The organism is Xanthomonas sp. NCPPB 2866, from assembly GCF_041475745.2.
In the GTDB taxonomy this organism is placed as follows: Bacteria; Pseudomonadota; Gammaproteobacteria; order Xanthomonadales; family Xanthomonadaceae; genus Xanthomonas; species Xanthomonas arboricola.
Window position 1 is genome coordinate 3,910,484 of the sequence record NZ_CM192975.1, and the last position, 14,661, is coordinate 3,925,144.

10 protein-coding genes are annotated in these 14,661 nt (G+C 66.6%); 6 read left to right on the top strand and 4 right to left on the bottom strand.

What is annotated here, in order from left to right:
• Positions 1-159 precede the first annotated feature (159 nt).
• The 3 genes from ACCQ04_RS16565 to ACCQ04_RS16575 are packed head-to-tail and all read right to left on the bottom strand — an operon-like array spanning position 160 to position 3,288.
• Positions 160-1,209: an ABC transporter substrate-binding protein gene (locus tag ACCQ04_RS16565; protein WP_226427426.1), complete on the bottom strand. Its 1,050-nt coding sequence runs from the start codon at positions 1,207-1,209 to the stop codon at positions 160-162.
• The gene (locus ACCQ04_RS16570) at positions 1,209-2,594 is read right to left on the bottom strand and encodes a sensor histidine kinase (RefSeq protein WP_053051680.1); all 1,386 of its coding nucleotides are present in this window, start codon (positions 2,592-2,594) and stop codon (positions 1,209-1,211) included. Before ACCQ04_RS16570 ends, ACCQ04_RS16565 begins: the two co-directional genes overlap by 1 nt.
• Positions 2,587-3,288, bottom strand: a complete 702-nt coding sequence (locus ACCQ04_RS16575) for a response regulator (RefSeq protein ID WP_016904741.1) — start codon at positions 3,286-3,288, stop codon at positions 2,587-2,589. Before ACCQ04_RS16575 ends, ACCQ04_RS16570 begins: the two co-directional genes overlap by 8 nt.
• Positions 3,289-3,531: 243 nt before the next feature.
• Here ACCQ04_RS16575 and ACCQ04_RS16580 point away from each other — a divergent pair, with 243 nt between their 5' ends.
• The 4 genes from ACCQ04_RS16580 to ACCQ04_RS16595 all read left to right on the top strand — a co-directional run bounded on the left by ACCQ04_RS16580 (position 3,532) and on the right by ACCQ04_RS16595 (position 8,469).
• Entirely contained in the window at positions 3,532-4,725 is a 1,194-nt protein-coding gene (locus tag ACCQ04_RS16580) for an OprO/OprP family phosphate-selective porin (RefSeq protein WP_184632522.1), read from the top strand.
• A gap of 102 nt (positions 4,726-4,827) precedes the next feature.
• The gene (locus ACCQ04_RS16585; protein WP_024938963.1) at positions 4,828-6,156 is read left to right on the top strand and encodes a CitMHS family transporter; all 1,329 of its coding nucleotides are present in this window, start codon (positions 4,828-4,830) and stop codon (positions 6,154-6,156) included.
• Positions 6,157-6,277: 121 nt separating this feature from the next.
• Complete coding sequence (gene phbB / locus ACCQ04_RS16590) at positions 6,278-7,018, top strand: acetoacetyl-CoA reductase (RefSeq protein WP_226427427.1); 741 nt, start codon at positions 6,278-6,280, stop codon at positions 7,016-7,018.
• A 419-nt stretch (positions 7,019-7,437) separates the two neighbouring features.
• The gene (locus ACCQ04_RS16595; protein WP_184632524.1) at positions 7,438-8,469 is read left to right on the top strand and encodes a LacI family DNA-binding transcriptional regulator; all 1,032 of its coding nucleotides are present in this window, start codon (positions 7,438-7,440) and stop codon (positions 8,467-8,469) included.
• Between the two features lie 130 nt (positions 8,470-8,599).
• Here ACCQ04_RS16595 and ACCQ04_RS16600 read toward each other — a convergent pair whose 3' ends face one another.
• The gene (locus tag ACCQ04_RS16600; RefSeq protein ID WP_226427428.1) at positions 8,600-9,919 is read right to left on the bottom strand and encodes an MFS transporter; all 1,320 of its coding nucleotides are present in this window, start codon (positions 9,917-9,919) and stop codon (positions 8,600-8,602) included.
• 267 nt (positions 9,920-10,186) lie between these two features.
• On the opposite strand from ACCQ04_RS16600, the gene ACCQ04_RS16605 reads away from it, so the two are divergent.
• Both ACCQ04_RS16605 and ACCQ04_RS16610 read left to right on the top strand, forming a co-directional pair.
• A complete protein-coding gene (locus ACCQ04_RS16605; protein WP_226427429.1) occupies positions 10,187-12,643 on the top strand; it encodes a TonB-dependent receptor domain-containing protein in 2,457 nt (818 codons plus the stop codon).
• A gap of 34 nt (positions 12,644-12,677) precedes the next feature.
• Positions 12,678-14,597 carry an alpha-amylase family protein gene (locus tag ACCQ04_RS16610; RefSeq protein WP_226427430.1) on the top strand — a complete coding sequence of 640 codons (1,920 nt, stop codon included), beginning with the start codon at positions 12,678-12,680 and terminating at the stop codon, positions 14,595-14,597.
• Positions 14,598-14,661: the final 64 nt, after the last annotated feature.

Genomic DNA, 14,661 nt, shown 5'->3' on the forward strand with positions numbered 1-14,661 from the left:
CCGCGTCCGGGCATCCATCCCCGCCTCGCTGCGCGGGCATCCGGCCTGCCGGGCAGCCAGCATGGGCGTGGAAACCCCCGCGTCCACGCCCTGCACGCCAAGGCCGGCAGCGCGCGCCGCGCCGGCATGCAGCCGTTCGCGCAGCTCGTCAGCGCTCGCCTAGCGCGGCGGCTGCGTGCTGGCCCGCCAGGCATCCAGGAACTGCCGCCGTTTGAGCTTGTCCAGATACACCAGCAGACCGGGGCCGAGCGGGATCGGCCGGAACGGCGGCTGCGCCGAGCCGCCACGGCCGCCGGCGGCCGGCAGGATCGGCATCAGCCGCGCCTCGCGCGAGAGCACCTGCTGGCCGCGTGGCGAGAGCAGGTAATCCAGGAACCTGCGCGCCTCCGGCGCATGCGGTGCAGTCCTGGGGATCACCGCAGTGCGCAAGGCCACCAGCGTGTAGTCCTGCGGCTGCACGATGCCCAGCGGCGCGCCGGCGTCGATGCGCGTCTGCGCATAGGAGCCGAGCACGTTGTAGGCCAGCAGCAGCTCGCCACGGCTGACGCGGTCGAGCAAGGTGCCGGTGCGTTCTTCCAGCCTGACCTGGTTGGCCCCCAACGCGGCCAGCAACGCGCCGGCAATGCTGCCGACCTGCCCGTCCTGGGTGGCGAACAGATAGCCCACGCCGCTGCGCTCGACATCGTAGGTGCCGACCCGGCCGCGCAGCGGCGCGTCGGGCGCGCGCAGCAAGGCCAGCAACTGCCGGCGCGTGCGCGGCACCCGCGCGGCGGCCAGCTTGCGCGTGTTGTAGACGATCGCCACCGGCTCGTAGCTGATGCCGAACACTTCGTGCCGCCACTGCGCCCAGGCCGGCAACGCTTCGGTTTGCGCGGAGCGATGCGCGAGCGCGTGGCCGTCGTTCACCAGCTTGGTCTGCAGGTCCATGCTGGCGCTGATCAGCATGTCGGCGGCAGGCGTGGCCTTGCCCGGATGCAGATAGCGCTCGTAGATGTCCCAGGCAATCACGTCCTCGTAGATCACCTCGGTACCCGGATGCAGGCGCTGGTAGTCCTGGATGACCGCACCGAACACTTCCAGATCGGTGGAGCCTTGCACGCGTAATTGCGCCTGCTTCGGGCCATGCGCGGGAAACACCCGCACATCGCCGGGCGCGGCACGCGCAACAACCGGCGCCAGCAAGACCACCATCAGCAACAGCATGCGCATCACCGCGCTCCTCCAGGAAAATGCAACGAGGCGATCAACCCGCCGCCGACGCGGTTGCTCAGATCGATGCGCCCGCCATGCGCTTCGACCACGCGCTTGACGATGGCCAGCCCCAGCCCCGCGCCACCGGCCGGCGCATCCGGCCCGCGGACGAAACGCTCGAACACGCGCTCGGCTTCGGCGGCGGGAATGCCGGGGCCGTGATCGGCGATGGTCAGCACGTGATGGCTGCCGTCGCTGGTGAGCGCCACCTGCAACGGCGCCCCGGCACCGTATTTGCAGGCGTTGTCGATCAGGTTCTTCAGCGCCTCGCGCAGCAGCAATGCATCGCCGCGCAGCAGTGCCGGTTGCGGGTCGATCGCCAGGTGCACGCGCGGTGCGCCGTCGCTGCGCGGCAAGGCCTCGTGCAAGGCCTGGTGCAGCACTTCGGCCAGGTCCACGGTGGCAAAGCGCTGCAAGTTGGCGCGGTGGATCACGCTGGCGTCGCTGAGCAATTGATTGAGCAGCCGGCTCATATGGCTGGCATTGCGCTCGATCGCCACCAGGCTGCGTTGCATCTCGCGCGGGTCGTCGTCGTCCATCGCCAGCTGCGCCTGCGCGCGCAATGCGGCCAGCGGCGTGCGCATCTGGTGCGCGGCTTCGGCCATGAAGGCGCGCAGGGTTTCGTTGCTGGACGACAGCCGCGCCATGAAGCGATTGAGCGCGGTCACCATCAACTGCATTTCCTGCGGCGCCGGCACGCTGAGCGGTTTCAGGTCGGAGGGCTCGCGCCGCGACAGGTCGCGCTCGATACGCTGCAACGGGCGCAGGGCGCGATACACGCCCAGCCACACCAGGCCCAGGGCGAGCAGCGACAGCACCCCGATCGCCACCAGCGCGTTGAGCACCACATCGCGTGCCACCGCATCGCGGGCGCGCCGGGTCTGACCGACCTGCACGCGCACCTCGCCCTGCCCGGAGGCCGATGCCACCCGATGCATCACCACCGCAAAGCGCACCGGCTCGCCGCTGTAGTCGGCATCGAACAGCACCGGGCGCTCGTCGCCGGGCGCACGCGCCGGCAACGGCAAGCTCTCTTCGCCGGTGATGGTGCGGCCTTGCGCATCGAACACGCGGTAGAACACGCGGTCTTCCGGTGCCATGCCGAGCAGGTCCAGCGAGGCATACGGCAGGTCCACCTGCCAGTCGCCGCCGACCAGCGCCACGCTGTCGACGATGGACAGGGCCGAGGACACCAGCAGGTGGTCGTAGGAGCGGTTGGCGGCCCGCTCGCCGTAGTCGCGCGCGGCAAAGAACAGCACCACCGCGCCCAGCACCGACAGGCTGCCCAGATACAGCAGCAAGGTGCGCCGGATCGACGGTGCCACCATGCGCGGCTCAGCCATCGACGCCCGGCTCCACCGGCGCATGCGGATCGGCTTCTTCGAGCTTGTAGCCGGCGCCGCGCACGGTGACGATGCGCAACGGCGCGCCCGCCAGCTTGCGACGCAGGCGGCCGACATACAGCTCGATCGCATTCGGCCCGGCATCGTCGTCGAAACCGAACAAGCCGTTGCCGATCTCGTCCTTGCCAACCACATGGCCCAGGCGCCCGATCAGGATCTCGAACAGGCGGTATTCGCGATTGGGCAACTCGATCGGCACCCCGTCCAGCACCAGCGTGTGCGCGGCGTTGTCGAACACGAACCCGCCGATCTGCACCACCTCACTGGCCTGCCCGCGGTTGCGCCGCAGCAGCACCCGGCAACGCGCCTCGAACTCGCGGAAATCGAACGGCTTGCCCAGGTAGTCGTCGGCCCCGACATCCAGTGCCTGCACGCGGTCTTCGATGCCATCGCGCGCGGTCAGCATCAGCACCGGCGTGGTATCGCCACGCTCGCGCATCCCGGCCAGCACGCGCAACCCATCCAGCTTGGGCAGGCCGATATCCAGCACCACCAGATCGAAGCTCTGATAGCGCAGCACACTCGCCGCCGCCAGGCCATCGGACTGCCAATCCACCGCATGCCCGCTACGGCGCATCCGCCGCACGATGGCATCGGCGAGATCGGCGTTGTCTTCGACTAGCAGCAGGCGCATGGGCGGGGATTGGGGAGTCGAGATTGGGAATTCGCAAAGGCGGTTGGCCGCGGCCGGAAGGTAACAGGCCACGCAAACAAAAGCTTCTTTGACTCTTGCCAATCCCCAATCCCGACTCCCCAATCCCCGCCCCAAACGACAGGTCCATGACAGCTTCACCGGACTAGGCTGCTGCCAACGCGCCGCAGCGTGCTTGTGCGGTGCATCGCTGAACGTGATTCACACATGTACCTGGGAGGGTCTGTGAGCAACGACACCTTGCGTCTGCGCGTCTTCACCACCTGCGCCGCGCTGTGCCTGGCACCGGCCGTGCATGCGGCCGAGGGCGACGGCCCGGTCACCGCCGAGGTGGGTGGGCGCGTGCACTGGGACTTCACCGTGTTCGACAACGACGAACGCGGCACGCCCGAGCGCAACGACACCCAGTTCCGCCGCGTGTGGCTGGATGTGGCCGGCAAGTTCTATGGTTTCACCTACAAGGCCGAGGCGGAATTTGCCGGCCTGCAATACGAGTCCGGCAGCCGCGGCATCCTGGCGCGCGATGTGTACATCGCCAAGAAGTTTTCCGCCGGTACGCTGACCGTGGGCCAGTTCAAGCAGTACTTCTCGCTGGACGATCGCACCGGCTCCAACTACGGCCCGTTCCTGGAACGCGGCTATGCCTCCACCACGCTGGCGCCGATCTATCGCAAGGCGATCTCCTGGCAGGCCAATCGCCCCGATGCGACCTGGTCCACCGCGGCCTACAGCCTGGAAAGCATCGACAATTCCTCGACCAAGGGCGGCGCGCTCGGCACGCGGCTGACCTTCGCACCGGAGATGGGCGAGGCACGGCTGCGCCACCTGGGCGTGTCGCTGGCCCACGAGCGCTATTCGCATCCGGGCAGCGGCGGCGCGGCGTCCCTGTTGATCCGTCCACGTCCCGAAAACGATCTGGCCAACAACAGCCGTATCACCCTGGCGCGCTTTGCCGATGGCCGCGATACCGATTTCGACAAATGGTCGCTGGAATACGCCGAAGTGCTGGGCCCATGGTCGTGGCAGAGCGAATTCAGCGGCGGCCTGCTCGACGACGGCTCCCAGCATGCCAAGGTGTTGGCCAGCTACGGCCTGGTCAGCTGGTTCGTCACCGGCGAGTCGCGCGGCTACGACCGCAAGACCGGACGTTTCAGCCGGATCAAGACGCCCAATCGTCCCTCCGGCGCGTTCGAGCTGGCCTTGCGTTACGACTACATGCGCGGCGATCAGCATCTGGATGGCCAACCCGACTTCATCAATGCCAGCACGCAGTCGTGGACGCTGGGCGGCAACTGGTATTTCAAGCCGAACCTGCGCGTGATGCTCAATGTGATCGACAGCCGTAACCGCGACCGCATGGCCGATGCGGTGGTCGATCACACGCTGGCGGTGACCGGCCGCTTCCAGTACGACTTCTGACCGTTTGCCTGGTCTTCGCATGATGCGTTACCGCTGCTGCAATGCACCCGCCGCCGCGCGCTCCACTCTCCCCCTGCTGTACGCCTCAAAGGATTTGCCCGCATGCTGACCGCGCTCGGTTTCGGAATGGTGATCACCTTCATGTACCTGATCATGAGCAAGCGGCTGTCGCCGCTGGTGGCTCTGATCACGGTACCGATCGTGTTCGCGCTGCTGGGCGGCTTCGGCACCGGCATCAACGAGATGATGCTCGACGGCATCAAGAAGATCGCGCCCACCGGCGTGATGCTGATGTTCGCCATCCTCTACTTCGGGGTGATGATCGATGCCGGCCTGTTCGATCCGCTGGTCGGCCGCATCCTGCGCCTGGTCAAGGGCGATCCGCTGAAGATCGTCATGGGCACGGCGATCCTGGCAATGCTGATCTCGCTCGACGGCGATGGCTCCACCACCTACATGATCACCGTGTCGGCGATGCTGCCGCTGTACCAGCGCCTGGGCATGAACGCGCTCAACCTCACCTGCGTGACCATCCTGGCCAGCGGCGTGATGAACCTGACCCCGTGGGGCGGCCCCACCGCGCGCGCCGCCACCGCTCTGCATGTGGATCCGGCCGATGTATTCGTGCCGCTGGTGCCGGCGATGGCGATGGCAATCGCCGGCATCCTCACGCTGGCCTGGTTTCTGGGCATGCGCGAACGGCGCCGCCTGGGCGTGGTGCGCCTGCCGGCCGACGGCAACTGGCTTGATACCAGCATCCCCGAAGAAAGCGATGCACTGCCGCGCGTGGAAGACACCGAGGACATGAAGCGGCCCAAGCTGCTGTGGGTGAACCTGCTCCTGACCCTGGCGCTGATGGCCGCGCTGGTGGTCGGCGTGCTGCCGATGCCGGTGCTGTTCATGATCGGCTTTGCGTTGGCACTGATGATCAACTACCCCAACCTGGCCGAGCAGCGCCGCCGCCTGGTCAATCACGCCGGCAATGTGCTGTCGGTGGTGTCGCTGATCTTCGCCGCCGGCATCTTCACCGGCATCCTGTCCAACACCGGCATGGTCGAAGCGATGTCGCGCAGCTTCCTGGCGGTGATCCCGGACAGCTGGGGCCCGTATCTGGCGGTGATCACCGCGATCGTCAGCATGCCGTTTACGTTCTTCATGTCCAACGACGCGTTCTACTTCGGCGTGCTGCCGATCCTGTCCGAGGCCGCCGGCCACTACGGCATCACCCCGGTGGAAATGGCGCGCGCCTCGCTGGCCGGGCAACCGGTGCATCTGCTCAGCCCGCTGGTGCCATCGACCTATCTGCTGGTCGGCCTGGCCAAGGTCGACTTCGCCGACCATCAACGCTTCACGCTGAAGTGGGCGGTGCTGATCTCCCTGTTGATGTTGGCGGGCGGGTTGTTGTTTGGCCTGTTTCCGTTGGCGCGCTAGCCGCGCGCCGGGATTCGGCATTCGGGATTGGGGATTCGCCAAAGCCAGAGCGAACCAATGCCCGCTGTTACGAATCCCCTCATCCCCAATCCCGAATCCCAACTCCGAAGGAGTTCAAGCAATGACACTTCGCATCGCATACGTCACCAGTGGCATGGGCAGTGTGGGTACCGCGATCTGCCAGAAGCTGGCGCGCAGCGGACATACCGTAGTCGCCGGTTGCGGGCCCAATTCGCCGCGCAAGACCTCCTGGCTGCGCGAACAGCGCGAGCAGGGCTTCGAGTTCGTTGCCTCCGAAGGCAATGCCGCCGATTGGGATTCCACCGTGGCCGCGTTTGCCCAGGTCAAGGCCGAGGTCGGCGAGATCGATGTGCTGGTCAACAACGCCGGCGGTAGCCGCGACACCCTGTTCCGGCAGATGAGCCGCGACGACTGGAACGCGGTGATCGCCAGCAACCTGCATTCCCTGTTCAACATCACCAAGCAGGTGGTCGACGGCATGACCGCACGCGGCTGGGGACGCATCGTCAACATCGGCTCGGTCAGTGCGCACAAGGGCCAGATCGGGCAGATCAATTTCGCCACCGCAAAGGCGGCGATGCATGGCTTCAGCCGCGCCCTGGCGCAGGAAGTGGCCTCGCGCGGGGTCACCGTCAACACCATCTCGCCGGGCTATATCGCCAGCGCATCCATCAGCAGTTTCCCACCCGACGTGCTCGACCGCCTGGCCACCTCGGTGCCGATCCGCCGGCTCGGCAAACCGGCCGAAGTCGCCGGGCTGTGCGCCTGGCTCGCCTCCGATGAGGCCGCCTACGTGACCGGCGCCGACTATGCAGTCAACGGCGGTCTGTACATGGGTTGAGAGCCGCTGGCAGACCGTAGCGAGCAATCGTCAGCTCGATACAGACGGCGCGTCCGAGCAGGACTGTGCGGAGGAGACATGCGGTTCCAGCGCCGAGCGCGCCGGCCGGGCGCTGAGCGCAGTCCTTGCTGGTGGCGGTGAAGCATCACCGCTCTGACGCATCACTGCTCTGATGCTTGACTGCTCTGAAGCCTCATTTCCCCTGAAGCCTCGCTGCTCTGAAGCCTCACTCCCCTGAAGCCTCACCGCTCCACCCCCGCGCTAGTCGTGGCCGCTGTCATGCACGCCACGCGCGCCTGCCGCTTGCATGCAGGTGCGTGATTGCGTTTGACCAGCGCGCACAAGCGGGCGCCACTGCGTCGATCAACCCGCCTCCAGCGCGAACTGATTACACTCGGCGTTTTCCGCACTGCGCTGACATGGCCAAACCTTCAGAACGCGCCACGCCGGGTGCCCGCCCGCAGATGGCCGACATCGCCCGCATGGCGGGCGTGTCCGAATCCACCGTGTCGCGTGCCCTGGCCGGCAGCCCGGTGGTGGCCGAGCGGACGCGTGCGTACATCAAGCAGATTGCCGCCGATGCCGGCTACCAGGTCGATCCGATCGCGCGCAGCCTGCGCGCCAAACGCTCCAACACGGTGAGCGTGGCGGTGCCGATGATGCATGCGCTGGACCAGCCGCTATCGGACCCCTTCATGATGACGATGCTGGCGCTGCTGGCCGAGGAACTGACCGGGCGCGGCTACAGCATGCTGCTGTCCAAGCTCGACCGGCATCAGGACGGATGGGTGGAACAACTCGCACGCGGCAGCCGCTCCGATGGCGTGATCGTGCTGGGGCAAAGTTCCGAACATGCCGCGCTGGACGAAGCCGCGCGCGATGGCCTGCCGATGGCGGTCTGGGGCAGCCGCATCGACGGGCAGTCGTACATCAGCGTGGGCAGCGACAATTTCCAGGGCGGCGCGCTGGCCACCGAACATCTGATCGCCAGCGGCCGTCGCCGCATCGCCTTTCTCGGCGACGACCAGTTACCCGAGGTTGCACCGCGCTTTGCAGGCTATCGCCATGCACTGCAGCGGCACGGGCTGGAGTTCGATACGCGCCTGCATGCGCGCAGCCACTTCCTCAGCGAAGATGCCTACCGCCTCACCCGCTCGATGCTCAAGAAGACCGATCCGCCGGACGGGCTGTTCGCCGCCTCCGATGTGATTGCGGTCGGTGCGATCCGCGCCCTGGTCGAAGCCGGGCATCGCGTGCCGCAGGACATCTCGCTGGTGGGCTTCGACGATATTCCGCTGGCCGCCTACAGCCAACCGCCGTTGACCACGGTGCGGCAGGACCTGGGCCTGGCCGCGCGCCTGCTGGTGGACCGGCTGCTGGCGTTGATCGGCGGCGAAGCGGTGGAGTCGGTGGAAATGCCGGTGAAGTTGGTGGTGCGTGAGTCGGCGTGAGGCCGGGATTGGGGAATCGGGAATCGTAAGAGCGGGCGTGCTGGTGCGCGGTGCATAGCTACGCGTTGCTGCCCGCGTGATCGCGGTCGGTCGCTTCAGTACGCAGCGACACAGACGTAACGCGTCGCGGCTACACCACTGCTGCCTTGGGCTTGCGGACGCGTACGCATAGCATCGCCACTGCGGCGGCCAGCATCAGTGCGCCGGCCAAGCGGATCACGTTGCGCGGATCGCCGTGCAACAGCCACTCGTAGTACAGCGGCAAGGTGACGATCTGGATCAGCATCGGCAGCACGATGAACAGGTTGAACAGGCCCATGTACACACCGGTACGTTCGGGCGGAATGCTGTCGGCCAGCATCAGGTACGGGTTGCCCATCATGCTGGCCCAGGCGAGCCCGATCCCGATCATCGGCAGCAGCATCAGCCAGCGGTCCTGGATACCCGGCAACACCCACATGCCCACGCCGGCCGCGACCAGGCAGGCCGCATGCGTGTACTTGGGGCCGATGCGGCGCACCACCGGCACCATCGCAAACGCAGCCAGAAACGCGACGAAATTGTAGAACCCGCCGATCTGCCCATTGATCAGGCCGGCCTGGCGGAAGCCATGCGAGTCGGCTTCGGTGGTGCCGAACAAGCTGGTCGATAGCGACAGCACGATGTACTGCCAGTAGCAGAAGATCGCGTACCACTGGAACAGCATCACCGGCGCGAGCTGGCGCATGGTCGGCGGCATCGCGCGCAGGGCGCCGTAGATTTCGCGCACTGTGGCGCCCAGGCCGGCACCGGTCTGGCGCATCCGCGCGATCTCTGCCGGCGCAAGCACCGGCTCGCGCACGCTGCGCGCGGTGAGCAGGATCGAGGCCGCGGAAAACCCCGCACCGATCACGAAGGCGGCGATGGTGACATAGGGAATGTGGTGCGCATTGGCGGCGTCCTGGTTCATGCCCATCCACACCAGCAACGGCGGGGTGAGATAGGCCAGCGTCTGCGCAAGCCCGGTAAACGCGCTTTGGGTGAGATAGCCCAGCGGCCGCTGCGGTGGCGCCAGCACATCGCTGACCAGCGCACGGTATGGCTCCATCGCCACGTTGTTGGCCGCATCCAGGATCCACAGCAGGCACACCGCCATCCACAGTGCAGTGCTGAACGGCATCGCCAGCAGGCAAAGGCTGCACACCAGCGCGCCCAGCACCATGTACGGCATGCGCCGGCCCCAGCGGGTCACCGAGCGGTCGCTCCACGCGCCGACGAACGGCTGCAATACCAGCCCGGTGATCGGCCCGGCCAGCCACAGGTACGGCAGGCTCGCGTGATCGGCGCCCAGATAGTTGTAGATCGGGCTCATGTTGCTCTGCTGCAGGCCAAAGCTGTATTGCACGCCGAAGAAGCCGGCGTTGAGCGCCAGGATGCGCGCGAAGGAGAACGGAGTGGCGGTCGACGACATGCAGAACCCTGGGCATCGGTGCGGCTCCCAGTGGCCGCAGCGCACTGTACCCTGCCGTCTTTGCAATCGATTGTAACGCTGCGCCGCAACACGTTTCCGCTTGTCGAAACATGAGCGAGCGAGCCGAGAAATAATGCTGCAGCGCAAGATTGCAATCGATTGTATTGAGGCGTATTACTGCGCTCGCACTGCAGGCCACACGGCCACTCCCTGGGAGGGGACGATGCAGGCGTCGGCACACCACCATCCGTGAGAGAGAGAACCGCGATGTCCACCTTGCACACCCTGCGCCTGCATGCCCTGGCCTGCGCGGTCGTCTCCTGCCTGTGCGCGCCTGCCGCGCTGGCGCAGGATGCGGCCACGGCCGCACCCGTCACCCCGCCGGCCGCCGACAGCGCCGCGGTCAATCTGGATTCGGTGTTCGTCACCGGTACTTCCACCGCCACCACCAAGTTGAAGTCCAGCGTGTCGGTCAGCACCGTGGGCGCCGAGGCGATCGAACAGTCGGCGCCGCGCAGCACCGCCGAGATCTTCCGCAACATCCCCGGCATCCGCTCCGAATCCAGCGGTGGCGAAGGCAATGCCAACATCGCCGTGCGCGGCCTGCCGGTCGCCTCCGGCGGCGCCAAGTTCCTGCAGCTGCAGGAGGACGGCCTGCCGGTGATGGAATTCGGCGATATCGCCTTCGGCAACTCGGACATCTTCCTGCGCTCGGATTTCACCCTGGACCGCATCGAAGCCATCCGCGGCGGCTCGGCATCGACGTTCACCAGCAACGCGCCCGGCGGCATCATCAACTTCATCAGCAAGACCGGCGACACCGCAGGCGGCAGCGTCGGCGTGAGCCGCGGCCTGGATTACGACAACACCCGCGTGGACTTCGACTACGGCGCGCCGTTCGCGGAAAACTGGCAGTTCAACATCGGCGGCTTCTTCCGCCAGGGCGATGGCGTGCGCGATGCCGGTTACACCACCGACAAGGGCGGCCAGCTCAAGGCCAACCTGACCCGGCTGTTCGAGAACGGCTACGTGCGTGTCTACGGCAAATACCTCAACGATCGCGCCGCCGGTTACCTGCCGGTGCCGACCTCCGTGCGTGGCCGCGACGGCTCGCCGGACCTGGGCGGCTTTGCCGGCTTCGATCCGGGCAACGACACCTTGTACAGCCGCAATTTCCGCAGCGATGTCGGCCTGGACGGCAACAACCAGCCGCGCCGCACCGACCTGGGCGACGGCATGCACCCGATCTCGCGCACCATCGGCGCCGAGGCCTGGTTCGACCTGGGCAGCGGCTGGAACCTGAGCGAGAAGTTCCGCATCGCCGACAACAGCGGCCGCTTCGTCAGCCCGTTCCCGGCCGAGGTCACCGATGCCGCCACGCTGGCTGCGTCCATCGGCGGCGCCGGCGCGCAACTGGTGCAGGCCAGCGGCCCGGACGCCGGCCAGGCCTACACCGGCAACGCGATCCGCACGCATCTGTTCAACGTGGCGATCAACGACCTGGGCAACGTCACCAACGACCTCAGCGTCTCGCGCGAGTTCGGCGGCGACGGCCGCACGCTCAACCTGCGCATGGGCTATTACAGCTCGCGCCAGACCATCGACATGGACTGGACCTGGAATTCCTACGTGCAGAGCCTGGGCCGCGATTCGCGCCTGCTCAACGTGGTCGATGCCGGCGGCGTGTCGCGCTCGCAAAATGGCTTGTATGCGTACGGCACCCCGTTCTGGGGCGATTGCTGCATCACCCGCAGCTACGACGTGCGCTACGACGTCAACGCGCCGTACGTCGCACTGACCTTTGACAGCGGCAAGTTCAGCATCGACGGCAGCCTGCGTTACGACATGGGCGATGCACGCGGCAGCTATGCCGGCACCGCAATCGCGCAGAACCTGGACGTCAACGGCGATGGCGTGATCCAGCCGGTGGAACAGCGCGTGGCCACGGTCGACACAGCCAACGCACGGCCGGTGGATTACGACTGGAATTACCTGTCGTACTCGCTGGGCAGCAACTACCTGATCAACGACGACCTGGGCGCGTTCGCGCGCATCAGCCGCGGCGCACGCGCCAATGCCGACCGCCTGCTGTTCGGCGTGGTCCGCGACGACGGCTCGGTCTCTTCCGATGAAGGCGTCAACGTGGTCCGCCAGGCCGAAGCCGGCCTGAAGTGGCGCCGCGACGGCCTGAGCCTGTTCGCCACCGCGTTCTCGGCGCGCACCGAGGAACAGAACTTCGAAGTCACCAGCCAGCGTTTCTTCAACCGCAGCTACGAGGCGCACGGCGTGGAGCTGGAAGCCAGCTACCGCTACGAAGGCTTCACCGTCAACGGCGGCCTGACCTGGACCGATGCGGAGATTTCCAAGGACCAGATCACTCCGGAAAACACCGGCAACGTGCCGCGTCGCCAGGCCGATGTGGTGTGGCAGTTGACGCCCAGCTATCGCGGCGACGGCTACCAGTTCGGCATCAACCTGATCGGCACCACCGATGCCTATACCCAGGATTCCAATCAGCTGAAGATGCCGGGCTATACGCAGGTGAACCTGTTCGGCGACTACCGCGTGACCGACGCACTCACCGTCGCGCTCAACGTCAACAACCTGTTCAACACCTTCGGCCTGACCGAGGCCGAGGAAGCCAGCATCCCGGCCAATGGCATCATCCGCGCGCGCTCGATTGCCGGCCGCACCACCAGCATCAGCCTGCGTTACGACTTCTAAGGACCCCTCGCCGGGTTCGTCCCGGCGCTTGCCAATGAGCACCTCCCCCACCGATTTCACTGCATTGCGCGCGGCGTTTGCCGCGCCCCTGGATGCGCAGCGTGCCAGCGTGCTGATGTCGCGCTTCGACCGGCATGCGTCGCGCCTGCTCGACGCGCTACAAGCGCTGTATGGGCAACGCCCGGACTATGCGTCGTGGCTGACGCAGTGGTTGAGCGCGCTTGGCAGCAGCGCGCAACAGCGGCCACAGCCACTGCAACAGCTCGACACAACGCGTCAGCCCGGCTGGTTCGGCGAGCAGCACATGCTGGGCTACAGCGCCTACGTGGACCGCTTCGCCGGCACGCTGCAGGGCGTGGCCGAACGCGTGCCGTATCTGCAGGAACTGGGTGTGCGCTATCTGCACCTGCTGCCGTTCCTGCGCGCACGCGCCGGCGATAACGATGGTGGCTTTGCGGTCAGCGATTATGGCCAGGTGGAGCCGAGCCTGGGCAGCAACGACGATCTCGTCGCACTGACCACACGCCTGCGCGAGGCAGGCATCAGCCTGTGCGCGGATTTCGTGCTCAACCATACCGCCGACGATCACGCCTGGGCGCAGGCGGCGCGGGCCGGCGATGCGCGCTATCTCGACTACTACCATCACTTCGCCGATCGCACGCAGCCCGACCAGTACGAAGCCACGCTGGGGCAGGTCTTCCCGCATACCGCACCCGGCAACTTCACCTGGGTGGACGCCACCGGCCAGTGGATGTGGACCACGTTCTATCCCTATCAGTGGGATCTGAACTGGAGCAACCCGGCGGTGTTCGGCGAGATGGCGCTGGCGATGCTGCAGCTGGCCAATCTGGGTGTGGAAGCCTTCCGTCTGGATTCCACCGCGTATCTGTGGAAGCGCACCGGCACCGACTGCATGAATCAACCCGAGGCGCATACCTTGCTGGTGGCACTGCGCGCGGTCACCGACATCGTTGCGCCGTCGGTGGTGATGAAGGCCGAAGCCATCGTGCCGATGACGCAATTGCCGCCTTACTTCGGCAGCGGTGCAGACCAGGGCCACGAATGCCACCTGGCCTATCACAGCACGCTGATGGCGGCCGGCTGGTCGGCGCTGGCGCTGCAACGCGGCGACATCCTGCACAACGTCATCGCGCATAGCCCGCCCTTGCCAGCCAACTGCGCCTGGCTGAGCTATGTGCGCTGCCACGACGATATCGGCTGGAACGTGCTGCGACACGAAGCCGCCGGCAACGCCGCGCAGCCGCCATTCGCACTGCGCGATGTCGCGCGCTTCTATGCCAACGAGGTGCCGGGCAGTTACGCGCGCGGCGAGAGCTTCCAGAGCAGTGGCGACGGCGTGCACGGCACCAACGGCATGGCCGCGGCGCTGGCCGGGATCCAGGCCGCACAGGCATCGGGCGATACGGCGGCGTTGCGCATGGCGGTGGATCGGCTGGTGTTGCTCTATGCCATCGCGCTGGCGATGCCGGGCGTGCCGTTGATCTACATGGGCGACGAACTCGCGCTGCCCAACGACGGCAGCTACCGCGACGATCCGCAGCGTCGGCACGAAGGCCGCTGGTTGCATCGCCCGGCGATAGATTGGCAGCTCGCAGCACAGCGCGAAGATGCAGCCAGCCTGAGCGGCACAGTGTATCGCCGGCTACGTGGATTGATCCGGCAACGTGCCGCGCTGCCCGCACTGGCCGCCGATCAGGCGCTGGGCAGCCTTGCACTGGGCAATCCGCGCCTGTTTGCATTGACGCGTGGCGATCGCTTCCTGGCCGTGCACAACTTCAGCGAACAACTGTTGACGGTGGAGCTTGCCGCGCTCGGAGACGGCCGATGGAAGGTGGTGGCAGATGGCGGCGAGACGGCTGCTGAGTCGCTGAGCAATGACATGCAACTGGTGCTGCCGGCGTATGCAGTGCGTTGGCTGGAGCGTATTGCTTGAACGCGATGGTGCAGGTCTGTCGCGCGCTTGCAGTGCGGAAGATCTGTGGCCTAGCAGCAGGGCC

Bases quoted from the DNA above. Each gene is read 5' to 3' on its own strand.
- ACCQ04_RS16565 (WP_226427426.1), bottom strand. From the start codon at position 1,209: ATGCGCATGCTGTTGCTGATGGTGGTCTTGCTGGCGCCGGTTGTTGCG.
- ACCQ04_RS16570 (WP_053051680.1), bottom strand. From the start codon at position 2,594: ATGGCTGAGCCGCGCATGGTGGCACCGTCGATCCGGCGCACCTTGCTG.
- ACCQ04_RS16575 (WP_016904741.1), bottom strand. From the start codon at position 3,288: ATGCGCCTGCTGCTAGTCGAAGACAACGCCGATCTCGCCGATGCCATC.
- ACCQ04_RS16585 (WP_024938963.1), top strand. From the start codon at position 4,828: ATGCTGACCGCGCTCGGTTTCGGAATGGTGATCACCTTCATGTACCTG.
- phbB (WP_226427427.1), top strand. From the start codon at position 6,278: ATGACACTTCGCATCGCATACGTCACCAGTGGCATGGGCAGTGTGGGT.
- ACCQ04_RS16595 (WP_184632524.1), top strand. From the start codon at position 7,438: ATGGCCAAACCTTCAGAACGCGCCACGCCGGGTGCCCGCCCGCAGATG.
- ACCQ04_RS16600 (WP_226427428.1), bottom strand. From the start codon at position 9,919: ATGTCGTCGACCGCCACTCCGTTCTCCTTCGCGCGCATCCTGGCGCTC.
- ACCQ04_RS16605 (WP_226427429.1), top strand. From the start codon at position 10,187: ATGTCCACCTTGCACACCCTGCGCCTGCATGCCCTGGCCTGCGCGGTC.
- ACCQ04_RS16610 (WP_226427430.1), top strand. From the start codon at position 12,678: ATGAGCACCTCCCCCACCGATTTCACTGCATTGCGCGCGGCGTTTGCC.